Annotated in this window: 20 protein-coding genes; 8 read left to right on the forward strand and 12 right to left on the reverse strand. The window is 69.8% G+C overall.

Annotation, left to right across the window (positions count from 1 at the left end):
• Positions 1-153: 153 nt before the first annotated feature.
• Both AC1RSK_RS01160 and AC1RSK_RS01165 read right to left on the reverse strand, forming a co-directional pair.
• Positions 154-1,386, reverse strand: coding sequence for an aminotransferase-like domain-containing protein (locus AC1RSK_RS01160; protein ID WP_492904770.1), 1,233 nt, complete (start codon positions 1,384-1,386; stop codon positions 154-156).
• 250 nt (positions 1,387-1,636) lie between these two features.
• Positions 1,637-2,584 carry an IS110 family RNA-guided transposase gene (locus AC1RSK_RS01165; protein ID WP_492904772.1) on the reverse strand — a complete coding sequence of 316 codons (948 nt, stop codon included), beginning with the start codon at positions 2,582-2,584 and terminating at the stop codon, positions 1,637-1,639.
• A 397-nt stretch (positions 2,585-2,981) separates the two neighbouring features.
• On the opposite strand from AC1RSK_RS01165, the gene AC1RSK_RS01170 reads away from it, so the two are divergent.
• Both AC1RSK_RS01170 and darH read left to right on the forward strand, forming a co-directional pair.
• Positions 2,982-3,392, forward strand: a complete 411-nt coding sequence (locus tag AC1RSK_RS01170; RefSeq protein ID WP_492904774.1) for a DarG family dialkylresorcinol biosynthesis protein — start codon at positions 2,982-2,984, stop codon at positions 3,390-3,392.
• A gap of 2 nt (positions 3,393-3,394) precedes the next feature.
• Positions 3,395-4,384: a BtrH-related acyltransferase DarH gene (gene darH / locus AC1RSK_RS01175; RefSeq protein ID WP_492904775.1), complete on the forward strand. Its 990-nt coding sequence runs from the start codon at positions 3,395-3,397 to the stop codon at positions 4,382-4,384.
• Positions 4,385-4,590: 206 nt separating this feature from the next.
• Here the strand turns inward: darH and AC1RSK_RS01180 are convergent, their stop codons facing one another.
• The 9 genes from AC1RSK_RS01180 to AC1RSK_RS01220 form a co-directional block, all read right to left on the reverse strand.
• Positions 4,591-5,442 carry a hypothetical protein gene (locus tag AC1RSK_RS01180; protein ID WP_492904777.1) on the reverse strand — a complete coding sequence of 284 codons (852 nt, stop codon included), beginning with the start codon at positions 5,440-5,442 and terminating at the stop codon, positions 4,591-4,593.
• On the reverse strand, positions 5,435-6,580 hold the full coding sequence (locus AC1RSK_RS01185; RefSeq protein WP_492904779.1) for a beta-ketoacyl synthase N-terminal-like domain-containing protein: 1,146 nt from the start codon (positions 6,578-6,580) through the stop codon (positions 5,435-5,437). Before AC1RSK_RS01185 ends, AC1RSK_RS01180 begins: the two co-directional genes overlap by 8 nt.
• Positions 6,577-6,849 (reverse strand): phosphopantetheine-binding protein, encoded by a 273-nt coding sequence (locus AC1RSK_RS01190; protein ID WP_492904781.1) that lies wholly within the window; start codon positions 6,847-6,849, stop codon positions 6,577-6,579. The genes AC1RSK_RS01185 and AC1RSK_RS01190 overlap by 4 nt, the downstream gene beginning before the upstream one ends.
• 9 nt (positions 6,850-6,858) lie before the next feature.
• Entirely contained in the window at positions 6,859-8,055 is a 1,197-nt protein-coding gene (locus AC1RSK_RS01195; protein ID WP_492904783.1) for an ABC transporter permease, read from the reverse strand.
• Positions 8,052-9,023: an ABC transporter ATP-binding protein gene (locus AC1RSK_RS01200; protein WP_492904785.1), complete on the reverse strand. Its 972-nt coding sequence runs from the start codon at positions 9,021-9,023 to the stop codon at positions 8,052-8,054. The genes AC1RSK_RS01195 and AC1RSK_RS01200 overlap by 4 nt, the downstream gene beginning before the upstream one ends.
• Before the next feature lie 91 nt (positions 9,024-9,114).
• Positions 9,115-12,039 (reverse strand): M10 family metallopeptidase C-terminal domain-containing protein, encoded by a 2,925-nt coding sequence (locus AC1RSK_RS01205; RefSeq protein ID WP_492904786.1) that lies wholly within the window; start codon positions 12,037-12,039, stop codon positions 9,115-9,117.
• Positions 12,040-12,108: 69 nt separating this feature from the next.
• Positions 12,109-12,348, reverse strand: a complete 240-nt coding sequence (locus AC1RSK_RS01210) for a hypothetical protein (protein ID WP_492904788.1) — start codon at positions 12,346-12,348, stop codon at positions 12,109-12,111.
• 62 nt (positions 12,349-12,410) lie between these two features.
• The gene (locus AC1RSK_RS01215) at positions 12,411-13,133 is read right to left on the reverse strand and encodes a hypothetical protein (protein WP_492904790.1); all 723 of its coding nucleotides are present in this window, start codon (positions 13,131-13,133) and stop codon (positions 12,411-12,413) included.
• A gap of 104 nt (positions 13,134-13,237) precedes the next feature.
• On the reverse strand, positions 13,238-14,596 hold the full coding sequence (locus AC1RSK_RS01220) for a S8 family serine peptidase (protein ID WP_492904792.1): 1,359 nt from the start codon (positions 14,594-14,596) through the stop codon (positions 13,238-13,240).
• Positions 14,597-14,737: 141 nt separating this feature from the next.
• On the opposite strand from AC1RSK_RS01220, the gene AC1RSK_RS01225 reads away from it, so the two are divergent.
• The 3 genes from AC1RSK_RS01225 (at position 14,738) to AC1RSK_RS01235 (ending at position 17,003) form a co-directional block, all read left to right on the forward strand.
• A complete protein-coding gene (locus AC1RSK_RS01225) occupies positions 14,738-15,232 on the forward strand; it encodes an RNA polymerase sigma factor (RefSeq protein ID WP_492904794.1) in 495 nt (164 codons plus the stop codon).
• Positions 15,229-15,954 (forward strand): anti-sigma factor family protein, encoded by a 726-nt coding sequence (locus tag AC1RSK_RS01230; RefSeq protein ID WP_492904796.1) that lies wholly within the window; start codon positions 15,229-15,231, stop codon positions 15,952-15,954. Before AC1RSK_RS01225 ends, AC1RSK_RS01230 begins: the two co-directional genes overlap by 4 nt.
• 170 nt (positions 15,955-16,124) lie before the next feature.
• A complete protein-coding gene (locus AC1RSK_RS01235) occupies positions 16,125-17,003 on the forward strand; it encodes a hypothetical protein (protein ID WP_492904798.1) in 879 nt (292 codons plus the stop codon).
• Positions 17,004-17,091: 88 nt separating this feature from the next.
• On the opposite strand, the gene AC1RSK_RS01240 is transcribed toward AC1RSK_RS01235, so the two are convergent.
• The gene (locus AC1RSK_RS01240; protein ID WP_492904799.1) at positions 17,092-18,411 is read right to left on the reverse strand and encodes an acyl-CoA dehydrogenase family protein; all 1,320 of its coding nucleotides are present in this window, start codon (positions 18,409-18,411) and stop codon (positions 17,092-17,094) included.
• Between the two features lie 153 nt (positions 18,412-18,564).
• Between AC1RSK_RS01240 and AC1RSK_RS01245 the strand changes: the two genes are divergently transcribed.
• The 3 genes from AC1RSK_RS01245 to AC1RSK_RS01255 all read left to right on the forward strand — a co-directional run bounded on the left by AC1RSK_RS01245 (position 18,565) and on the right by AC1RSK_RS01255 (position 21,060).
• A complete protein-coding gene (locus tag AC1RSK_RS01245; protein WP_492904801.1) occupies positions 18,565-19,155 on the forward strand; it encodes a GNAT family N-acetyltransferase in 591 nt (196 codons plus the stop codon).
• The gene (locus tag AC1RSK_RS01250) at positions 19,152-19,739 is read left to right on the forward strand and encodes a GNAT family N-acetyltransferase (protein ID WP_492904803.1); all 588 of its coding nucleotides are present in this window, start codon (positions 19,152-19,154) and stop codon (positions 19,737-19,739) included. The genes AC1RSK_RS01245 and AC1RSK_RS01250 overlap by 4 nt, the downstream gene beginning before the upstream one ends.
• A 127-nt stretch (positions 19,740-19,866) precedes the next feature.
• Entirely contained in the window at positions 19,867-21,060 is a 1,194-nt protein-coding gene (locus AC1RSK_RS01255; RefSeq protein WP_492904805.1) for a hypothetical protein, read from the forward strand.
• Positions 21,061-21,064 lie beyond the last annotated feature (4 nt).

The raw sequence follows: 21,064 nt of genomic DNA on the forward strand, positions 1-21,064 counted from the left end.
CGCGCGTGGGTCGATGCGTTGGTCGATGGGCGGGCTTTGTTGGTCGAAAGCGCGCCGCGGCGACCAACGCCTCCGGCCGGGTCCCCGGCGGAGGTCGTCAGAGCCGATGAATATGTCTAGACATATTGCAAAAGCGCCCGGCGGACGGGGGTTTCAGCGGCCGATCAGCCGCGCCAGCCTGGCCGCGCCGTCCTCGATCTGGGCGGCCGTGGGCAGGGAATAGCTGAGGCGGATGGCGTTGGCGGCCGGGACCTCGGCGAAGAAGGGCTCGCCGGGCACGAAGGCGACGCGCTCCTCGGCCAGGGCCCGGGCCAGCAGGGCCTTGCCGTCCATGCCCTGCGGCAGCCACAGCCAGACGAACATGCCGCCCTGCGGCTGTGACCAGGTCACGCCCGGCGGCATGTGGCGCTCCAGGGCGGCCAGCAGCACGGCGGCCTTGGCGCCATAGGCGCCGCGCAGGGCGCCCAGGTGCTGGTCGTAGCCTTCGGACACGACGCTGTGGGCGACCATCTGGTTGATGGTCGAGACGTGCAGGTCGGCGCCCTGCTTGAGCAGCACCAGCTTTTCGATCACCGCCCGGGGGCCGCAGACCCAGCCCATACGCAGGGCCGGCGAGACGGTCTTGGAGAAGGTGCCGCAGAACAGGGTGCGGGCCTGCTCGATGGAGCCCCGGCGGGCGATGTCGAGGGACAGCAGGGTCGGCAGGGCCTCGCCGGCGAAGCGCAGTTCGCGATAGGCGGCGTCCTCGATCAGGGTCATGTCGAGGGTGTCGGCGAGGTCCAGCAGGGCGTGGCGCTCGTCCAGGGTCAGGCTCTGGCCGGTGGGGTTGGCGAAGTCGGGGACGAAATAGCCGAGCGGCTGCGGCGCGCGGCCGGCCATCAGGGCTTCGGGATCGACCCCGTCGGACAGGGCCCCTTCAGGCAGGTCGAGATAGGCCGGCTCATAGGCGTTGAAGGCCCCCAGCGCCCCCAGGTAGGTGGGCCGCGCCACCATCACGGTGTCGCCCCGGCTGAGGAACAGCTTGCCGAGCAGGTCCAGCGCCTGCTGCGAGCCGGCGGTCAGCAGGATGTTGTGCTCGTCGCAGGCGACGCCGTCGCGCGCCATCCGCTCAACGATCCACCGGCGCAGGGGCAGGTAGCCCTCGCTGACCGAATACTGCAGGGCCTGGCGGGCCAGGTCCGGCTGGCTGAAGACCTGGTCATAGGCCGCCTGGATGCGATCCGCCGGGAACAGGCCGGGGTCGGGAATGCCGCCCGCGAAGGACAGGATGTCGGGCTGGTCCAGCAGCTTCAGCAGTTCGCGGATTTCGCTGGCGTGGACGCGGGTCATGCGGTCGCTGAAACGAGAGGCCCAGTCGGGGGCCCGGTCGGGGGAGGAGGTGGTCATCTTGGGGAAGTCCGTATGTTTGCCGGCGGCCAGAGCCGCCCATGAGCCGCGCGCGCGGCTGCTCGCCTGATCAGTCCAGGGGCGTCATACGGTGAAGGTCTGTCCGGTGGCGGACTGGGTCATATCCAATCCCTAGCGAAGTTGGTGCGAGAAGAAAACCGTCCAATCGACCTTTATGAGTTCGCCTCGGGTCTCCCTTCTCCCCTCGCGGGAGAAGGTGGCCCCGAAGGGGTCGGATGAGCAACTGTGTTTAGGCTTGGTAGTTTGGTTGCCAAGTCTGGCCGGTGCGCAGCAAGGCGACGACGATGCCGAGCATGCGTCGTGCGACGGCGATGATGGCGACCTTGGGGCTTTTGCCGTTGGCGATGAGGCGCTGACGGAAGGCTCTGAGGACGGGGTTGTGGTGAGCCGCGGACAGGGCCGCCATGTAGACGACCCTGCGGACTTCGGCCCGGCCGCCCTGGGTGCGTCTGGCGCCACGTCGCCTGCCGCTGTCGTCGTCGAACGGCGCCAGGCCCACGAGGGCGGCCAACTCTCTTCGGTCCAAGTCGTCAAGTTCAGGCACAAGCGCCAGCAGGGTCTGGCTGAGCATGACGCCGCCGCCCTTGATGGACCGGATCAGCCGGTCCCGCTCGGCCATGCGCTGGTCTCCGCGCACCAGGTCGCTGAGCCGGAGGTCAATGACGGCCAGCTCGGCGGCGATCCGCTTGAGCCGCTGGACGGCCAACCGGCGAAGCGCCTTGTCGACCACCAGTTCGGTCTGGTTGCTCAGGCGAACCCGCTCCTCGATGCGTTGACGGCGCGCCGTGATCAACTCGGCCATCTGCTCGGCGAGAGGATCGTGCCTGGCCGGCCGGACCGGCAGCTGCTCGCCGTAGCGGGCCAGCATCAAGGCGTCCCTGGCGTCGTTTTTGGCTGGGCCGGCAATCCCGCTGGCGTACTGGCGAAACCGATGCGGATTGATGATGCGGACCGGCAAATCCGCCTTTCGCAAGGCCCGGGCCAAACCCCGCTCGCGTCCTCCCGTCGGCTCCAGAACCACCATCTTCACCGTCCAGGCCCCACAGCGCCTGATCAGCTCGGCCCAGCCGGCTTCATCGTTGTTGAAGCGACAGGCCTTCGTCTCCGGCCAGGTCGCCAGGTCCAGCCAGTCCTTGCTGACATCAACTCCAACCCAGACCTTCGTCTTCTCGGTCATCTTCGGCGTCCCTTCCTTGCGTGCGGGGTCTTGCCCCCAGCAACTGTTCGGGTTCAGGAAGAAGGCGACCGTGGCCCCAGCTCATCCACGGCTTGCAGGCCCCAGGGGGAACGGGCTCACGGTCACCGCCGCGGGACGGGTCATGACCCGTCCAGCGGCAACCGCGAACTTCGCAGATTTCAGACACACAAGGGGGCGCACAGGCTTCGGACACAGCCTGTCGCCGCCGCCTCTGTGCGGCTTGAAGACCTATCGACCCCTCATCCGGCGCTTCGCGCCACCTTCTCCCACAAGGGGAGAAGGAAACACTCACGGCAGCCGACCCAGTCTTGGCCACCTGCCTCCATATGCGATTGCCCTCCCCCCTCGAGGGGGAAGGCTTTTCCGGGACGGTCCGATGAAGAAGGATGAAGTTCCTCAAGAGACCGCCCGCACCTATGGCGGCGTCAAGAAGCTGCTCTATGCGGTCGACGACAGCGGCGAATACACCGAGGTGAACTCGGCCGGCTGGGAGCCGGAGACCTTCGCCACCGTCCAGGCCGTGGACGAGCTGAACCGCCTGCGCGACGAGGCCTTCGCCGACGCCAAGGCCGGGAGGGTGAGCCCGCTGGTCTACTGGATGTACGCCCGGCGCATGGAGCCGGCGACCCTGGCGGCGACCACCGGCCTCTGGGCCTGGCGGGTGAGTCGCCACTTCCAGCCCAAGGCCTTCGCCGGCCTCTCCGACAAGATCCTGGCCCGCTATGCCGAGGTCATGGACCTTCCTCTCGAACAGCTGCGGACGCTTCCCGCCGCGCCGGACGCTTGAGAATGACCGACTTCGCCCACCGCCAGTCGGCCCACTGCGAAAGCGGCGTGGTCGCCAACATGGTCAGCCACGGGGGCCTGGCCATGAACGAGCCGATGGCCTTTGGCCTCAGCTCGGCCCTGACCTTCGCCTACATGCCGATGATCAAGATGGCCGGCATGCCGCTGATCGCCTACCGCATGCCGCCCGGCCACATCATCAAGGGCATCGCCAAGCAGCTGGGCATGAGCTGGAAGCGCCAGACCTTCAGCGACCCGGCGGCCGGCAAGGCGGCGCTCGACGCCCAGCTGGACAAGGGCCATGCGGTGGGCCTGCAGACCTGCGTCTACTGGCTGCCCTACTTCCCGGAAGACATGCGCTTCCACTTCAACGCCCACAACCTGGTGGTCTTCGGGCGGGACGGCGACGACTACCTGATCAGCGACCCGATCTTCGAACAGCCGGTGCGCTGTGATTCGGCGTCCTTGCAGAAGGCGCGGTTCGCCAAGGGGGCGATGGCGGCCAAGGGGATGATGTACTACCCGGAAGGGACGCCGGGCGAGATCGACTACGCCACCGCCGTGCCCAAGGCCGTGCGGATGAACCGGCGGATCATGGTCGGGGCGCCGCTGCCGATCATCGGGGTCAAGGGCATCCGGTTCCTGGGCAGGAACATCGCCAAGGTGGCGGCCGGGGCGGATGCGGAAACGAAGCTGCCGCAGTACCTGGGTCACATCGTCCGCATGCAGGAGGAGATCGGCACCGGCGGGGCGGGCTTCCGCTTCCTCTACGCCAGCTTCCTGCAGGAGAGCGGCAAGATTCTTGGCAACGACCGCCTGAAGGAAGCCTCCGTCGCCCTGACCGACGCCGGCGACGAATGGCGGCGGTTCGCCCTGGTGGCGACCAAGATGGCCCGCAAGCGCCAGGCGCTGGACGTCAAAGAGTTGGACGCCATTCTCAACCGGATCGCCGACAAGGAACTGGCGATGTGGCAGGGGCTGAAGGGGATCTGAGACGGCGACCGCCCCAACGGTCCCTTCTCCCGCTTGTCGGGAGAAGGTGGCGGCCGAAGGCCGACGGATGAGGGCAGCACCGGCTTGTCCTGCACATCCAGGTTCTGGCGCGGTCAGCGCTGTCGCCAACCTTCAATAGCTGGCGCCGCCCTCATCCGACCCCTTCGGGGCCACCTTCTCCCGACAAGCGGGAGAAGGATCCGGGATTACGCGGCGCGCACCGTGAACGCCGCATACCGGCCCGCCTCATCGGTCGAGACGTGCAGCATCGTCTCGCCGGGCTGGGCCTGAGCCAGGAAGGCCGAAGGGGCCGCGGCGGTGCGGCTGTCATAGTAGGGCCGGCCGGCGCGGTAGTCGAAGGTGCGGCCGAGGCCGAAGGTGTCGCCGTCCAGTCCTTCGCCGACGCCGAGCACGGTTGTGGCCGGGTCGAAGGTCGCCACCCAGCCCATCAACGCATCACGGCTGGCGAAGAAACGGCACTCAGGCGCCTGCGCGCCCTCCCCTTCCGCCGTCAGCCACAGCCAGTGAGCGCCTTCGCCGATCGGCGCGTCCGGAGCCTGGTTCAGGCGTTGGCGGTGGATGGGAATCGGCTCCAGCACGATGTCGGCCGAGCCGATCAGGGCGGACTTCACCGTCCCCATCTTCAGGTCGAGCAGGGCCAGCTGCAGCACGGTCTCGAAACCGAAGGCGCGATTGCCCATGCAGGTCGAGCGGCCGGTCAGGCCGAACTGCTTGGCGACGTAGAAGCAGGCGGCGTTGCTGACGGTGTTGATGAAGCTGAGCGGCTTGGGCGGGAAGCCGTCGCGGAACAGGTGCTCCATGACCTCGACGGTGACCTCGAAGTCGCCGCTGCCGGTGGTGAAGTAGACGGCCGTCTCCGGCGGCGGGGCCTTGCCCTCCAGGCAGCGGGCGGCGCCGATCAGGGCGAGCGAGATGAAGCGGCCGATGCGGCGCACCGGCTGGCCCAAGGTCGTCTTGACGATCGGCTTGAGGTCGGTGAGCGGGCCGCCCTCTTCGCTAAGATAGTCACCGACACCGGCAATGCGGGCCTCAGTCATTGGCCACCACCAGGCTGGTGTTGTTGCCACCGAAGCCGAAGTAGTTAAGCAGGAAGGGCCCCTTGCCCACCGGGGCCCAGGTCTGGTTCAGCGCCAGGCCCAGCTCGCCGGGCTCGGCGCTGATGCCGGGCATCGGCGGCAGGCGCCCTCGTTCGATGGCGCCGCAGACCAGCAAAAGCTCGTTGAGGCCGCAGGCGCCGAAGGTGTGGCCGATGAAGGGCTTCATGGCCAGCATCGGCGGGACGGCGCTGAACACCCGGTGCATGCCGGCCGCCTCGGCCTCGTCGTTCAGCAGGCTGGCGGTGCCGTGGGCCTTGACCGCCAGGATGTCGGCGGCCTGCAGGCCGGCCGCGTCGAGGGCCTGCTGCATCACCGCAGCCACGGTCGAGCCGTCCGGGTTGGCGGCCGAGACGCCATGGGTGTCGCAGAGGTTGGCCCCGGCCCGCAGGTGGAAGCCCGATGGGCCCGGCGTCGCCCCGACCACCAGGGCCGAGACCCCCTCGCCCAGCACCAGCCCGGCGCGGGCGGCGTCGAACGGGCGCATGCCGCCCGGCGCCAGCAGGGCCAGCGACTGGAAGCCGAGCGCGGTGATGACGTTGAAGATCTCCAGCCCAACGATCAGGGCGTGGTCGATCAGCCCGTCGCGGATCATGGCGTCGGCGTAGATCAGGGCGTTGGCGCTGGAGGTGCAGGCGGTGTTGATCGTGTAGTCGGGCCCGCGCAGGCCGAACCGCCGGGCGATGGCCTCGGCCAAACCGCCCATGGCGGCGTTGATCATCAGCGGATGGGCGTCGGCCCCCGACGCCAGCTCGCGGGCGTAGATCGCCTCGGTCACCGAGATGTCGAGACTGGAGGTGCCGAGGAACAGGACGGTTCGCTCGCGCTGGGCGGGGTTGAGGTCCGAGGCGGCCAGGGCTGCTTCGATCACCGGCTCCAGCGCCCGCCACAGGCGGGTCTCGATGTCCTCCAGCGGCAGGCCGGCCAGCAGCATGCTGGGCACCTGCTCGATCTCCGCGCCCAGCGGCACGGGCGTCAGCCCCGGCGGCGGCGGGCCGGCCGGCAGGGCGTCGAGGTTTTCAGAAAGTGTGCGTCCGAGCGTCGTGTGCAGCCCGGCCCCGTGGAACCAGGCGCGCCTCATCCGCTCTTGCCACGCTCGGCCTCGATGAAGTCGGCCAGGGCGTTGATGGAGGCCAGAGCCTTGCGGGCGTCGGGGCCGCCTTCGATGCGCACCCCGTAGTGTTCCTTGACCGCCATGCTGATCTGCAGGGCGTCGAGGCTGTCCAGGTCGAGCTCGCCGCCGATCAGCCGCTCGTCGTCGCCGATCGAGCTGGGGTCCACCTCTTCCTTGTCGCACTCGCGCACGATCATCGCCTTGAGGTCGGCCAGCATTTGCGCGCGATCAGACATGCGTGAGCCCTACTTCTGATACCGGTGGACGAGCCAGGCCGCCCCCAGGGTGGCGGCGCCGAAGGCGGTCAGCTTAGCGAGCTCGCCCCAGATGTCCCCCACCCCGCCCCCGCGTAGCAACAACCCAAGGAAGCCGTCCAGCCCCCAGGCCATCGGCGAAAGGTCGGCGATGGCCTGCATGCCCTCTGGCATCACGAACTTGGGGATCATGATGCCGCCGAGCGCCGCCAGGACGATGGCGCCCAGCCCCGACGCCATCGTCGCCTGCTCGCTGGTGCGGGCGGTGACGGCGATGAGCAGGGCGAGGCCGAGCGCCGCCAGGCTGACCGCCGCTGACAGCAGAACGAGGGCGAGCGGGCTGCCGTTCAGCTGCAGCGCCTGGCCGCCGAACAGGGGCACGAGGAACATCCCCGCCGCCAGCATCAGCACCACCTGCACCTGGTTGACCAGGAAGTAGGGGATCAGCTTGCCAAGGAACTGGGTCACCGGCCCGACGTCGATGGTCGCCAGGCGCCGCTGCACGCCCAGCTGCCGCTCGCGGATGAAGGTGTTGGAGAAGGGGATGGAGACGAAGAAGATGGCGAACACCAGCCAGGCCGGCACGCTCTGCTGCACGGCCGAAGGGGAGTCGCCCGGGGCCGCCGGGGCGTAGGCGTAGGCGAGATCGATCTTGGGCGCCTCGACCTTCGGCGGATCGATCGGATAGCCGAACGGGTCCTCGGTGGGCAGGAAGGCGATCAGCTGCTGGGTGCGCTGCAGGCCGGTGGCTTCGCCGAGCGCCGCCAGCATCAGCTTCTCGGTGCGCTTGTCGGTGTCGGGGGCGACGGTGACGGCCAGCAGGGGCGGGGTCTTGGCGTCCGGCATGCCTTCCAGGCTGGCGCCGTAGCCCTTGCGGATCTCGATGGCGAAGGCGTAGCGGCCCTCGCGCAGGGCCTGTTTCATGTCGGCGGGCGCGGCTTGGCGTTTAATGCCGAAAGCCTCGTTTTTCGCCAGCGCCTCCTGCAGCAATTTCGACTTCGGCGTGGCGTCGCGGTCGATCAGCAGGACGTCGGCAAGATGGCCGGCGCGGGAGGCGAACAGGTCCTGCAGGGCCAGCGACATGATCAGGATGAAGACCAGCGGCAGGATGAACAGCAGGGCCAGGCCATGCAGGTCGCGGCGCAGCAGCCGCAGTTCCTTGATGATGGTGGCGACGAGCGGGCTCATGCCGCCGCCTCCGCCGCCGCCTGGTCGAGCAGGCCCAGGTAGAGGGTCTCCAGCCGGCTGACGCCGTATTCGGCGCGGGCGACCTTGAGGCCGGCCGCCTGCAGCTGGGCGATCACCGCCGGCAGGTCGGCCTGGCCGGCGAGGTCGAGGTCGACGCGGCCCTCGGCCGACCAGTCGGGCGACAGGGCGGCGAGGGTCTTTTTCGCCTTGGCGGTGGCCGGGGCGGCCAGGGTGACGGTCAGGCGGCGGGCGGCGGCGTCGGTGAGGAGGTCGGCGGTGCGGCCCTGCAGCACCAGCTTGCCGTGGTCGATGACGGCGACGGCGTCGCACAGCTGTTCGACCTCCTCCATATAGTGGGAGGTGTAGACGATGGTCACGCCGTCGGCCTTCAAGGCCTTGATGGCCTCCAGGATGGTCTGGCGCGAGCGGGCGTCGATACCGACGGTCGGCTCGTCGAGGTAGAGGATGCGCGGGGCGTTGATCAGGGCGATGGCCAGGTTCAGCCGGCGCTTCAAGCCGCCGCTGTAGGTCTCGGCCGGCTTGCCCAGCCAGTCCTCCAGCTGGGTGGCGGCGACGGCGGCGGCGCGGCGGGCCGGCCAGTCGGCCTTGGGGATGCGGTAGAGGCCGGCGAAGAAGGCCAGGTTGTCGGCCCCGCTCAAGGCCGGATAGAAGGCGAAGTCCTGCGGCGCCAGGGCGCCGGCGCGGCGCAGGGCCGAGGGGTTGGCGGCGGCCGAAACGCCATCGACGAGGATCTCGCCCGACTGCGGGGCCATCATCCCGGTCATCAGGGAGATCAGGGTGCTCTTGCCCGCCCCGTTGGGGCCCAGCAGGCCAAAGCAGCTGCCGCGCGCGATGCTGAGGTCGATGCCGCTCAGCGCCTCGCGCGTCGCGCGGGGATAGCGATGCGACAGACCCCGGACGACGATGGCCGGATCGTTCGCGGTCGGACTATTCGGTTGAGCGGACACGCATTTACCCCCGCCCCGGGCTTAGCGCAGGGGTGGCGCCACGTCACCGGGAAAGTCGCGCACCGGGCGATGCGCGACCTTCCCGCGCAGGTCAGAGCAGCCAGCCCGCCACCCCGGCCGTATGGTCGCCGGTCAGCTGGAAGGCGAAGTCGGCCAGGCTGTCGCCGTTGACGTCGAAGGCCACCGTGGTGCGGCCGGTTCCGGCGTCGTAGGTGCGGACCGCCTGTCCGGCGGTGTTGGTGAAGGCCGCGGCGAAGACGAAGGCCTGGTCGCCGCCCAGGCCGGCGTCGGCGTCAATGGCGGCGACACTGATCCGGTCGCCGGACCCGAAGGCGAAGTCGAGGATCAGGTCGCTGGCCGCCAGGCTGGAATCGGCCAGGGTGGTGAACAGGAAGAGGTCGGCGCCGACCCCGCCGGTCATGCTGTCTATGCCCTGGCCGCCGATCAGGGTGTCGTTGCCGTGGCCGCCTTCGAGCACGTCATTGCCGGCTTCGGCGGTCAGCTTGTCGTTGCCGGCCCCGCCCTGCATCAGGTCGTTTCCCGTCAGGCCGTACAGCAGGTCATTGCCGTCGCCGCCTTCCAGCGTGTCATCGCCGGCGTTGCCCTTGAGGCTGTCGTCGCCGGCCAGGCCCTGGATGACATCGGGGCCGGTCCCGCCGACCAGGGTGTCGTTACCCGATGTGCCGACGATGGCCGACGGCGGTGGGGCGAAGCCGAGGTTGAAGGCGGTGAAGGCCGAGGCCGCCACGTTCTTGATGAGGAACAGGGTGGTCCAGCTGTTGGCCCCGCCGTCGAAGTCGACCTGCAGCAGCACATTGGCGGCGCTGGCCGCCAGCTTCAGGAAGCCCGAGGTGAACGGATTGGCGCTGCCGTTCCAGCCGGTGAGGTTGTCGGTCAGGAAGTCGGTGAGGTCGAAGCGGTCGCCGGCATTGCCCGTCGCGAAATCGCTGAGGGTGACGAAGGCGGCCGTGTCGTAGTCGTCCTCAAGGTAGAAGACGTCCTGGCCCGCCCCGCCGGTCGCCGTGGCCTGGGCCGACAGTTCGAAGCGGTCATTGCCGTCGCCGCCGGAGCCGAAGGTCTGGCCGCCCGGCGCGTCGAGCCGCAGGATGTCGTCGCCGGCCCCGCCGTCGAGCACCACCTTGGTGGTGGCCGAGGCGTGGATGACGGTCAGGACGTCGTTCCCCAGGCCGCCGTAGAAGGTGTCGACGCCAGAATGGGTGTCGGAGAGACTGTCGGCGCCGTCGCCGCCGATCAGGGTGTCGTTGCCCAGGCCCCCGTCGGCAATGTCGTCGCCGCCCATCCCGTCCAGCCGGTCGTTGCCGTCCAGGCCGTGCAGGGTGTTGCCGGCGGCGTCGCCCGACAGGGTGTCGCCATAGGCCGAGCCGGTCAGGTTCTCGACGCCGCTGAGCGTGTCACGGCCATCGCCGACGGTATTCTGGGCGATTAGGGTGGCCAGGCGCACGGTCACCGCCCCGGCGGCGGACTCGTAGGAGGCGGTGTCGACGCCGTCGCCGCCGGCCAAGCTGTCGTCGCCGGCCTCGCCGTAGAGGGTGTCGTCGCCGGCCCCGCCGGTCAGGCTGTCGTTATCCAGGCCGCCGTACAGCGCATTGGCCGCCGTGTTGCCGATCAGGGTGTCGGTTCCGGCCCCGCCGACGGCGTTCTCGATGACCACCCCATTGGCGATGGTGAAGCCGCCGTAGATGCCCGTGGCGGTGGACAGGAAACCGCCGCCGCCCAGCTCGTACTGCAGGGTGGCCGGACGAAGGTCGATGGTCACGTCGACCCCTGCCCCGGCGATGATCCAGTCCGTGCCGCCGGTGTCCCAGATACAGCTGTAGAAGGTCCCGGCGGCGTTGACGGTGGGCAGGGCGTAGACGTCGTGGCCGCCATGGAAGCTGGTGTTGGCCCCGTACTTCTGCTGCAGCAGGGCGACGTCCAGGGCCATCATCGTGCCCTGGTAGCCATAGGCGTTGTCGCCCGAGGTTCCGTTCGGTCCGTCCGGGTTGCCGTCGTTGTAGGACATCGTGGTGTAGACGCCCTGGTTGAGGCCGAAATCGCCGGTCGTGTAGCCGGTGGCGATGTCGCCCTCGACGCCATGCATGACCTCCGAGCCGCCGCCGGTGTCATGCGGATGGGCCAGGCCCATGCCGTGGCCGAACTCGTGGATCAGGGTGATGAAGCCATAGCCGCCCTGGGCCAGCCCTTCCTCCGACCAGCTGTCGGCCAGGGTGTTGAACTCCCCGACCCCTTCGTTGGGCTCGCCGGGCGGACGCATGCGGCCGAGGATGACCGGCGCATTGGGGGTGGCGCAGAGCACCCAGTCGGCCTCGGCGTCGGTAGCCACCTCGACGAACTTCACATTGATGACGTTCTCGTACTGCGCGAAGGCGGTGAAGGCGGCGTCCTTGCCGAACTGTTCCCAGGTGACCGCGATGACCGGATCGTCGGGCAGGCCGTAGACGTCGCCGGTCTGGCCGAAATAGACGTGGATGACCTGCTGGCCGGCCCCGTTGACGACGCCGTCGGTGTCGACCCGCACGCCGCCCCAGTCGATGGCCGCCAGGGGGCCGCCGCCGCCAGCCGGCGGGGTGTCGTCGATCTGGGCGGTCAGGGTGTATTCGCCGATGTCGATGGGCAGATAGCCCTTCACGGCCACATGGTAGGTCCCGTCGGCGGGCGGGGTGAAGCTGGCGGTCTCGGTCGCCCCCATGCCGTTGCTGTCGTAGCTGGCGACCAGGACGCCGGCCGAATCATAGATCTCGAACATCAGGTCCGGACCCGTGCCCGAGGCGTCGGTGGGCGTCAGGGTGAACTGATAGGTGTTGCCGCTCGACAGGGTGGCGACGAACCAGTCCTGATCGGCCGGATGGTTGATGCTGGAGGTGATGCTGGTCCCCTCGTCGGCGTTGAGGGTGACGGTAGTGGTGTCGTCGTCGGGGATGTCGTCACCGGCCACGCCGATGATGGCGCTTGGTCCCACGCCGGCGCCGGCCGTGCGGAAAGCATCGTAAGCCATGGAATGTCCCTCTCCTGGCGAAGCCATCCGGCGGTCGGTGGGCTCGCCCCCTGTTGTGTTAGGATTTCATCAACCCAAGTTCGGCGAACGCGGAAGATCGGACTCGGTTCCGCCGCCGGCCGCGTCCGGTTCCGGCAGCCGGAAGACCGGCTCGCCCTCCGTCCAGGCCACGATGGCCAGGTGGTCGGGCGAGCGCCGCAGAATCTCGCCGGCCAGTTCCCGCGCCCGCTGATCGCCGGCGACGACGATCGACAGCAGGACCGGCTCGGGCTGGTCGGCGCGGGAGAGCTGGAAGATGTAGGCCTGCATGACGCGGCGCCGCGAGGAGGCCACGCCGCCGGGGAAAGGCGGCGTGGACCTCCCCAGGGGCGTCAGTTCTCTTGCGGAACCTCGCTCTCGGTGTTGCGGCGCTCCTTGGCGACCTTGCCGTTGGCCGACCCCTGGGCCGAGCCCTTGGAAGCCGAGCCTTGGGCGGCCCCTTCGGCGCTGACGGAGCCGGCCTTGCGGGCCTCACCCTGGGCGCGGCTGGCGGCGTAGGCGGCCTTGCCGCGGGTCTCGCCGGCGGCGCGGGCCGCCTGGCCACGGGTCTCGCCGGCCACCCGGGCGGCCTGGCCGCGCGCCTGACCGACCTCGCGGACGACGCCCGCGCGATCGACAGTGGCCGAGCCGGAACCGCTGGCGCCGGCCGAGCCCCTGGAGGTCCCGATCATGCCCGAAGCCGAGCCGGAGCCGGTCAGGGCGCCGCCCTGGCGGTCGATCGAGCCGGAGGCGGAGCCACTGGCGTCAGCGGCGGCGGCGCGTTCGGCGCGGGCCTTGGCCTTTTCGGCCCGGGCGCGGGCGCGTTCGGCGCGGGCCTCGGCGGCGGCTGTGGCGCGGCTGGAGGTGTCGGTCACGCGGTCACGCACGCCGCCCAGGTCGGGGCGGTCGAGGCTGCCGCTGCCGGTCAGCGAGCCGCCGGCCGAGCCGGTGGCGCCGCCGACGGTTCCGCCGACGCTGCCACCCAGGCCGCCGGAGCCGCCGAGGATCTGGGCGTTGGCCGAGCCGGCCGCCAGAAGGGCGCAGGCTGCGGCGGCGCAGAGGAAAGTCGTCTTCATGGGTTTTCTCCTTCGACCTTGAGGCCTGGCGCGCCAGAGCGCCTGGCCTCTCGAAGGGTTCAACGACGGGGCCCGGGAGCTTCTTCCCCCAGCCACGAAAAAATTCAGCGGCGGGGCGGCGGGGCCATGCGCAGCTCGGCGGCGACCAGGCCCCGGCCGTAGACACGGTCCGGCCCGCGCGGGCCAAGGTCCCGCGCCTCGGCCCCGAGGGCGGCGACCGCCTGAGCCGGTCCCCGGCCGCGCCGCAGCAGGGCCAGCTTGCCGGCCACCAGCGGAGCGGCGAAGGAGGTGCCGCGCAGTCCGGCGAAGCCGCCGCCGGGGCGGGCGGCGACCATGTCCGAGCCCGGGGCGGCGAAGTCGACGTGGGTCCCCCGGCAGGCCTCGGGCAGCACCCGGTCGCGGCGGTCGACGCCGGTCACCGAGATCACCTCCGGCCAGGCGGCGGGATAAAGGGGCGGTGCGGCCGGCCCGTCGTTGCCGACGGCGGCGACCAGCAGCACCCCCCTGGCGCTCAAACGTCGAACCATGGCCCGGACCAGGGCGTTCGGTGGGCCGACCAGGCTGATGTTGACCACCGGCACGCCGGACGCCTCCATCCAGCCAAGCGCCCGGGCCACCGCGTCAGCCGAGCCGCCGGTCGGGCCGGCCCCATAGACGTCGGCCGCCAGCACCACGGCGCCGGGTGCGGCGCCGCGAAAGCCGCCGGCCTGGCCGGCCAGCAGGGAGGCGGCGGCGGTGCCGTGGGCGGCGGGCCGTACGCCGCCGGGCGCGAAGCCGCGCTGCTCGATGCGGGCGACGGCCAGGGCCGGGTGGCGGGCGTCGACGCCGGTGTCGACAAGGCCGACGCGCACCCCCCCACCGCCGCCGCCCTGGAAGCCGGCGGCGACCGCGGGCGCGGCCGCAGCCAACGGCAGGGGCGCCGTCTCGCCGGCCCCGGAGTAGATGTGGTTGAAGTCGTAGTCGCCGGCCGGGTCGGCCTGGCGCAGCCGCCTGAGCGCCTGGCGGGCATTGAGCCTGGCCGGCGGGGCGAGAATGACCGTCTCCAGCCCGCCCTCCAGCGTCTCGCGGCGCAGAATGCTGAAGCCGGCGGCCTGGGCGGCGGCCAGGGAGGCCATGCTGGGCGCGATGCTGAGGATCTGGCCGCGCACCACCGGGCCGCCGCGCTCGTCGACGTCAATCTCGCGCGGGTTGCGGCGGATCAGCTCGCGCAGGGCGTCGACACGCTGGCTGGTCAGGTCGCTCACCCGGCCGGTGACGTCATCGACGCCGTCCAGGGTTCCGGTCACCCGGCCTCCGACCTCGCCGCCCGTCGGCAGGCCGCCGCCAGTGGGCAGACCGCCACCGCCGGGAAGGCCGCCTCCGCCGCCCGGGATCGACGGCAGCTGGGCCGCCGCCGGACCGGCCAGCATCAGGACGAGCGCCAGGGCCGCGCCGAGCCCCGGTTTGCCTGGTTTCTGCACCATCGCGGTCGCCTCCTTACCGCCGGCCGGTGTCCGCGACCTCCACCGGAGGCGGGGGGTTGCAGGATCGGCCGGCACAATATCTCTATTCTGACGGAAGAAACGTCCCGTGGTCGTCGTTTCATCCCTGAAGAGGTGAAATCCTTGGACCCGTTCGAACGCGGGATCGTCGATCTGCTGCCCCGCCTGCGCCGATTCGCGCGGGCGCTGGCGGGGTCGTCGGCCGACGCGGACGACCTGTGCCAGATCGCCATCGAGCGCGCCCTGGCCCGACGGGCCCAATGGATCGCCGGCACGAGACTGGACAGCTGGACCATGCGCATCATGAAGAACGCCTGGATCGATGAGACCCGCAGCCGCAGCCGCAAGGCCCGGCTGTTCGACGCCCCCGAGGCGGGCGAGCGGGTGGCCGATCCCCATGTCGCCGGACCGTCGGAGCGGGACGACGCCTATGCTGTGGGCCAGGCCATGGCCCGGCTGCCCGACGAACAGCGGCTGGCCGTCGCCCTGGTGCTGGTCGAAGGCCTGTCCTACGCCGAGGCCGCCGAGGTCATGGAGATCCCCTCCGGCACGGTGGCCAGCCGGGTGGCGCGCGGCCGCATGGCGCTGATGGCGCAGCTGGAGGAGGCCCCGGCATGACCAGCGATCCCCACATCGGCGACGAGACCCTGATCGCCTATCTCGATGGCGAGCTGGACGAAGCGGGCATGGCGGCCATCGACGCCGCCCTGGCCACCGACGCCACCCTGGTCGACCGGCTGGAAGCCCACGCAGCCCTCGCCGAGCGGGTGCGGGCCGCCTATGCTCCGGTGGTCGACGAGCCGCTGCCGGCCAGCCTGACCGACCTGATCCAGCCGGAGGCGGCCCCCGAGGCCGCCAAGGTCGTCGACCTGGCCAGCCGGCGAAAGCTGCGGCCGCCCTATGAGTGGTGGGGGGCCATCGCCGCGACCCTGGTGGTCGGGGTGATGTTGTTCGGACGGGAGCTTCCCCTGGCCTCCCGCGACCCCATCGGCAAAGACATGACGGCGCGCGGCCAGTTGGCGGAAGCCCTGACCGTCCGGACCAGCGGCGGCGGCGGCGGCGGGGCCAAGAGCGTCGCCATCGGCCTGACCTTCAAGGATCGCGACGGCCGCTACTGCCGCACCTTCGCTCTGGAAGGCATGTCCGGCCTAGCCTGCCGCGAGGGCAAGGCCTGGAAACTGGAAGTCGCCGTCCGCCAGCCGGCGTCGGCGAAGTCCGAATACCGCATGGCGTCCAGCGTGACGGCGACGCCGGTGCTCAATCGGGTCGACGAGCTGATCGCCGGCGAGGCCCTGGACGCGGCGCAGGAGAAGAAGGCCGTGGCGTCCGGCTGGCGATGACTGTCGGGCGCCCGACAAATACTACGGCTCCGGCAGCTTTCCCGCGACATACTGGCGCGCGGCATCGTTATCGCTGAAATAACCCCGCCGCTTTAACACTCCGAAAGCTACCCTCCCCTCTGATGGACCTGTCGGAGGGTTTGCTCATGCGATTGAAGAGATTTGCGGCCGTGGCCGCTGTCACCCTGCTTGCGGCGCCGTTGGCGGCCGGGGCCGAGGGCGGCTGGGAGATGGGGTCGGTGGCGGTGACGCCGACGGCGGCGGCCGGCTCGGCGGCGGTGTTCCACCGCTACATGAGCGACGTCTCGGCCCTGAACGGCCAGTTCCGCAATGCCGCCGGCGTCGCCGAGGCGGTCAAGCGGGCGGCGGCCTACGATCCCCAGCAGCTGCAGCAGGGCATGGTGGTCTACGCCGCCTTCACGGCCCTGCAGGAACCGACCTTCGTCGCCTCGATCAAGGAGATGGAGACCCGCTACGGCCGCGATCAGGTCCTGAACCTGCTGAACAGCGATCCGACCGGCATCATCAACCTGCCAGGGGCGCCCCAGGCCGGGGCCATGGCCGAAGCGGCCCTGAAGGCCGAGGGCGACGCCGTCCTGGCCTCCGGCCGCTCGGTCAAGCAGGCCTCCTATGACCTGCAGCACCAGCCCTGGTCGAAGACCGCCATCCCCAACGCCCCGCGCCGCCTGGCCGAGGCCAAGGCCCTGGCCCGCATCGTCCAGCCCAGCGACGCCGACGCGGCGAAGCTGATCAAGGCCGTCAACACGCCGTCGGCCCAGGGACAGGGCTGGGACGCGCGGGTCAGCCCGGTGGTCGCCAACGGCCTGGCCCTGGCCGCCCGCATGGCCCTGGGTGAGACGCTCGACACCCCGCAGTCGCTGGCCCTGCTGCAGGACGCCCGCAGCGGAACCTGCCTGAAGATGGCCAAGCTGAACTTCCACATGTGCCTGTCGGTGGCCGGCCCCAACTATGAGGACGTCTACTGCGTCGGCCAGCACGCCCTGCTCGACACCGGGACCTGCGTGGTCAAGGCGGCCGAGGGGCTCTGAACCCCCGGAGACAAAGAAAAACGCCCCGGAGCGTGAACTCCGGGGCGTTGATCGTTCAGCGGCCGCCAGCGATGCGCGCCGCAGAGGTCTAGTTCCGGAACACGGCCGCCATGGACGGGTCCTGCGGCATGTCGCGGTACTGGCGCAGCTCGTTGCGGCCGACCACCATGTGGTGGACCTCGTCCGGACCGTCCGCGATGCGCAGGGTGCGGGTCTGGGCGTACATCCGGGCCAGCGGGGTGTGCTGCGAAACGCCGAGCGCGCCGTGCATCTGGATCGCCTGGTCGATGATCTCGCAGACCCGGACCGGCACCATGGCCTTGACCATGTGAATCCAGATGCGAGCCTCCTGGTTGCCGAGCACGTCCATCGCCTTGGCCGCCTTCAGCACCATCAGGCGCATGGCCTCGATGTCGATGCGGGCCTTGCTGATGATCTCGATGTTGCCGCCCAACTGGACCAGCTGCTTGCCGAACGCTTCACGCTTCAGGCCGCGGGTGACCAGATAGTCGAGGGCCTTCTCGGCCGAGCCGATGGCGCGCATGCAGTGGTGGATGCGGCCCGGACCCAGGCGCAGCTGCGAGATCTCGAAACCCCGGCCCTCGCCCAGCAGCATGTTGCTGGCCGGCACCCGGACGTTGTCGAAGATGATGTGCATGTGGCCGTGCGGCGCGTCCGGATCGCCGAACACATGCATGGCTCCGACGATTTTCACCCCGGGGGCGTCGGTGGGGACGAGGATCTGCGACTGGCGGTGGTTGGCCGGGCCGTCGGGGCTGGTCTGGACCATGGTGATCATGATCTTGCAGCGCGGGTCGCCGGCGCCGGAGATGTAGTGCTTCTCGCCGTTGATGACGTACTCATCGCCGACCAGGGTGGCGGTGGTGTTGACGTTCTTGGCATCGGACGAAGCGGAGTGCACCTCGGTCATGGCGAAGGCCGAGCGGATCTTGCCTTCCAGCAGGGGCTTCAGCCATTTTTCCTTCTGCTCGGGCGTCCCGACCCGTTCGAGGACTTCCATGTTGCCGGTGTCGGGGGCGGCGCAGTTCATGACTTCCGACGCCATGCGGTTCTTGCCCAGCTCGACGGCGATGTAGGCGTAGTCGAGGTTCGAGAGGCCCTCGCCGGTCTCGGCGTTGGGCAGGAAGAAGTTCCACAGGCCCTCGGCCTTGGCCTTGTCCTTGGCCGCTTCGAGCACTTCCAGCTGACCGGGCGCATAGGACCAGATGTCGGCCTTGCCCTCGCCGAGGCGCTCGAACTCCTCGCTCATCGGGTTGACCGTTTCGGCGATGAAGCGCTTGACGTGCTCCAGCAGCGGCAGGGCCTTGGACGACATGCGCAGGTCGTTCAGCTCGTCCTGCGGGTTCAGATTGAACGACGACTGAGCCTTGGTGTGGACTGCGGTCATTGGAGTGTCTCCCTGTCGGCCGCTCTGACGGCCTTGATCTATGCATCAGTCAAACAGTTGTTTGAATGCACAATGCACGAGGGTTACGCATAGGGCAAGCGAAGGTTTGGAGACGGGGTTGGCGGACGGGCCAGACTCGCCCACGATGGGCCCATGAATCTCAAAGGCAAACTGCTCAAGGGCCGCTACGTGCGGCTGGAACCGATCACCCCCGAGCACCGCGAGGAGCTCAAGGGCGCCGTCGACTGCGATCCCGAGGCCTGGGAGATCATGTCGGTCAACGGCTGCGGTGAGGGCTTTGAGGACTGGTGGGGCGCGCTGAAGGGCGAGACCGAGCGCGGCGAGCGGATCGGTTACGCCATCCGTCGCTTAAGCGACAACCGGGTGGTCGGCACCAGCTCCTTCCTCAACATCCGGCGGCTGCACAAGGGCGTCGAGATCGGCTCCACCTTCCTGCATCCAGACGTGCGGTCCGGGCCGGTAAACCCCGAGAGCAAGCGGCTGCTGCTGGGCCAGGCGTTCGACGCCGGGGCGATCCGGGTCGAGTTCATGATCGACGAGCGCAATTCCCGCAGCCAGGCGGCGGTCGAGAAGCTGGGCGCCACCCGCGAAGGCGTGATGCGCAACCACAAGATCACCTGGACCGGCCATGTCCGTGACACCGTCGTGCTGTCGATCACCGACGACGACTGGCCGGCCGTGCGCGACCGGCTGGACTTCCGGCTGCGCGAGACCTTTGCGTGAGCGAGGGCCGGCCGCCCGCCGAGCCGTTGATCGGCCGTCACCTGGCGCTGGAGCCGCTGGACGAAAGCCACCGCGAGGCGCTGCGGGCGGCCTGCGACGCCGACCAGGCGATCTGGGAAATCTACCCCTATTCGATGGCCGGCGAGCATTTCGATGGCTTCTGGACAGGCGCCCGGACACAGCAGGCGGCCGGGACGCTGCTGCCCTTCGCGGTCATGCGGGAGGGGCGGTGCGTCGGCATCAGCTGCATGAAGCTGGACGCCCGCAACCGCGGCCTCGACATCGGCGGCACCTACTATCACCCGGACGTACGGGGCACGGCGGTCAACCCGGAGGCCAAACGCCTGCTGATGGGCCATGCCTTCGACCACGGCGTGCGGCGGGTCGGCTTCAAGGTCGATGCGATCAATGCCCGCAGCCGGGCGGCGGTGCTGAAGCTGGGGGCGACGCAGGAAGGCATCCTGCGGGCCGACACCCTGACCTGGACCGGCCGCATGCGCGACACCGTGGTGTTCTCGGTGCTGGCGGACGAGTGGCCGGCGGTGCGCGACCGGCTGGACGCGCGACTGGCGGCCTTCGGCTAGCCGGCGCCCCGGCCAGGCTGAACTTTCGCCTGCCCAAAACGTTTGCTTAATCCCAGCGACACCATGTCGCGCAAATTCACCATGTGCGCGGTAGAGTTTGTTCACTACGTCGCGCCAGAGTGGCGTTATGACTGCGCTAGCCTGCATCCGTGTATTCATCGGCGCCGACCTGGCGACCGACAAGGTCGACGCCCTGGCGCCATTGATCGCCAAGGTCGGCTCCGCCTTCCTTGACGGCCGTTGGAAGTGGCCGCGCCGTCACGGGGTCGCGGCCCCGTTCGCCTTCCTGCTGACCGACCCACGGGTCGAGCGGCTCGATCCCAATGACCTGCGCTCGCTGGCCGGGGAGCTGCAGCACCGCCTGTTCGGCGACCATGGCGAGGGCGAGGTCTGCCTGTTGATGCTGGAAGGCGACCAAGCTGAGATTCAGCGCTTCGCCGCCGCCGACCGCGACACCCTCAGCCGCCTGCTGCAGGGCGAGGACGTCGGCCTGGCGGGCCGGCTGACCGAGATCGCCCCCGAGGGGGCCCGCGTGCTGCTGCCCGACGCCGAGCGCGACGGCGGCGATACGCCGCCACACCGCGCCCTGCGCATGCCCCCTGCGTCCAAGCCCCTCGAGCCGGTGCTGTGGCGCGGGGTCTACAACGGCGGCAAGAAGGTCTTCGTCGGCTCCTTCGTCTCCACCTATGAAGGGCGCTCGGCGGCCGACGAGGAGCGGACCCAGATGTGGGACATCGAGGGCCTGCTGGCCGCCCGCCAGGCGCTGCGCACCCTGAAGTCGGGCGTGGTGTTCTGCCCGATCAGCTACAGCTGCCTGATGCGGCCCAGCCTGCGCGACGGCTACCTGCCGGCCCTGGACGCCTTCGACCCGGCCGACCGGCAGCGGATGGTGGTGACCATCTATGACATGCCGCGCCAGCCGAGCTTCCCGGCCCTGCGCCAGATTCGCACCCTGATCGAACCCTACTTCGCCTACACCGACTTCCAGATCACCGACCCCGCCTTCGACGTCGCCCACCTGGCCCGCGAGACGGTCAGCAGCGTCACCCTGCGACTGCCGACCGCCGACCGGCGCGACCGGCTGACCGCGATGCGCACCTTCCTGAGCCGAAACGACGCCTTCCGCCGGGCCGAGGTCTGGCAAGGCATGACCAACGTCGAGACCGCCGAGGAAATCCAGCTCACCCTCAAGGGCAGGGCCCCCTTCCTGTCCGGTCCGGCGATCAGCGACCAGATGAACATGGCGATCGGCGCCCAGGCGGCCGAACTCAAGCACCTGCCGCTGCATGATCGCCACCGGGTGCTGATGTTGGCCAGCTAGGCCG

This window comes from Caulobacter sp. GW821-FHT11A05 (assembly GCF_058809015.1).

What these genes read in the sequence shown, in the direction of transcription:
- AC1RSK_RS01160 (WP_492904770.1), bottom strand. Translation starts at nt 1,386, where the DNA reads ATGACCACCTCCTCCCCCGACCGGGCCCCCGACTGGGCCTCTCGTTTC.
- AC1RSK_RS01165 (WP_492904772.1), bottom strand. Translation starts at nt 2,584, where the DNA reads ATGACCGAGAAGACGAAGGTCTGGGTTGGAGTTGATGTCAGCAAGGAC.
- AC1RSK_RS01170 (WP_492904774.1), top strand. Translation starts at nt 2,982, where the DNA reads ATGAAGAAGGATGAAGTTCCTCAAGAGACCGCCCGCACCTATGGCGGC.
- darH (WP_492904775.1), top strand. Translation starts at nt 3,395, where the DNA reads ATGACCGACTTCGCCCACCGCCAGTCGGCCCACTGCGAAAGCGGCGTG.
- AC1RSK_RS01180 (WP_492904777.1), bottom strand. Translation starts at nt 5,442, where the DNA reads ATGACTGAGGCCCGCATTGCCGGTGTCGGTGACTATCTTAGCGAAGAG.
- AC1RSK_RS01185 (WP_492904779.1), bottom strand. Translation starts at nt 6,580, where the DNA reads ATGAGGCGCGCCTGGTTCCACGGGGCCGGGCTGCACACGACGCTCGGA.
- AC1RSK_RS01190 (WP_492904781.1), bottom strand. Translation starts at nt 6,849, where the DNA reads ATGTCTGATCGCGCGCAAATGCTGGCCGACCTCAAGGCGATGATCGTG.
- AC1RSK_RS01195 (WP_492904783.1), bottom strand. Translation starts at nt 8,055, where the DNA reads ATGAGCCCGCTCGTCGCCACCATCATCAAGGAACTGCGGCTGCTGCGC.
- AC1RSK_RS01205 (WP_492904786.1), bottom strand. Translation starts at nt 12,039, where the DNA reads ATGGCTTACGATGCTTTCCGCACGGCCGGCGCCGGCGTGGGACCAAGC.
- AC1RSK_RS01210 (WP_492904788.1), bottom strand. Translation starts at nt 12,348, where the DNA reads ATGCAGGCCTACATCTTCCAGCTCTCCCGCGCCGACCAGCCCGAGCCG.
- AC1RSK_RS01215 (WP_492904790.1), bottom strand. Translation starts at nt 13,133, where the DNA reads ATGAAGACGACTTTCCTCTGCGCCGCCGCAGCCTGCGCCCTTCTGGCG.
- AC1RSK_RS01220 (WP_492904792.1), bottom strand. Translation starts at nt 14,596, where the DNA reads ATGGTGCAGAAACCAGGCAAACCGGGGCTCGGCGCGGCCCTGGCGCTC.
- AC1RSK_RS01230 (WP_492904796.1), top strand. Translation starts at nt 15,229, where the DNA reads ATGACCAGCGATCCCCACATCGGCGACGAGACCCTGATCGCCTATCTC.
- AC1RSK_RS01240 (WP_492904799.1), bottom strand. Translation starts at nt 18,411, where the DNA reads ATGACCGCAGTCCACACCAAGGCTCAGTCGTCGTTCAATCTGAACCCG.
- AC1RSK_RS01245 (WP_492904801.1), top strand. Translation starts at nt 18,565, where the DNA reads ATGAATCTCAAAGGCAAACTGCTCAAGGGCCGCTACGTGCGGCTGGAA.
- AC1RSK_RS01255 (WP_492904805.1), top strand. Translation starts at nt 19,867, where the DNA reads ATGACTGCGCTAGCCTGCATCCGTGTATTCATCGGCGCCGACCTGGCG.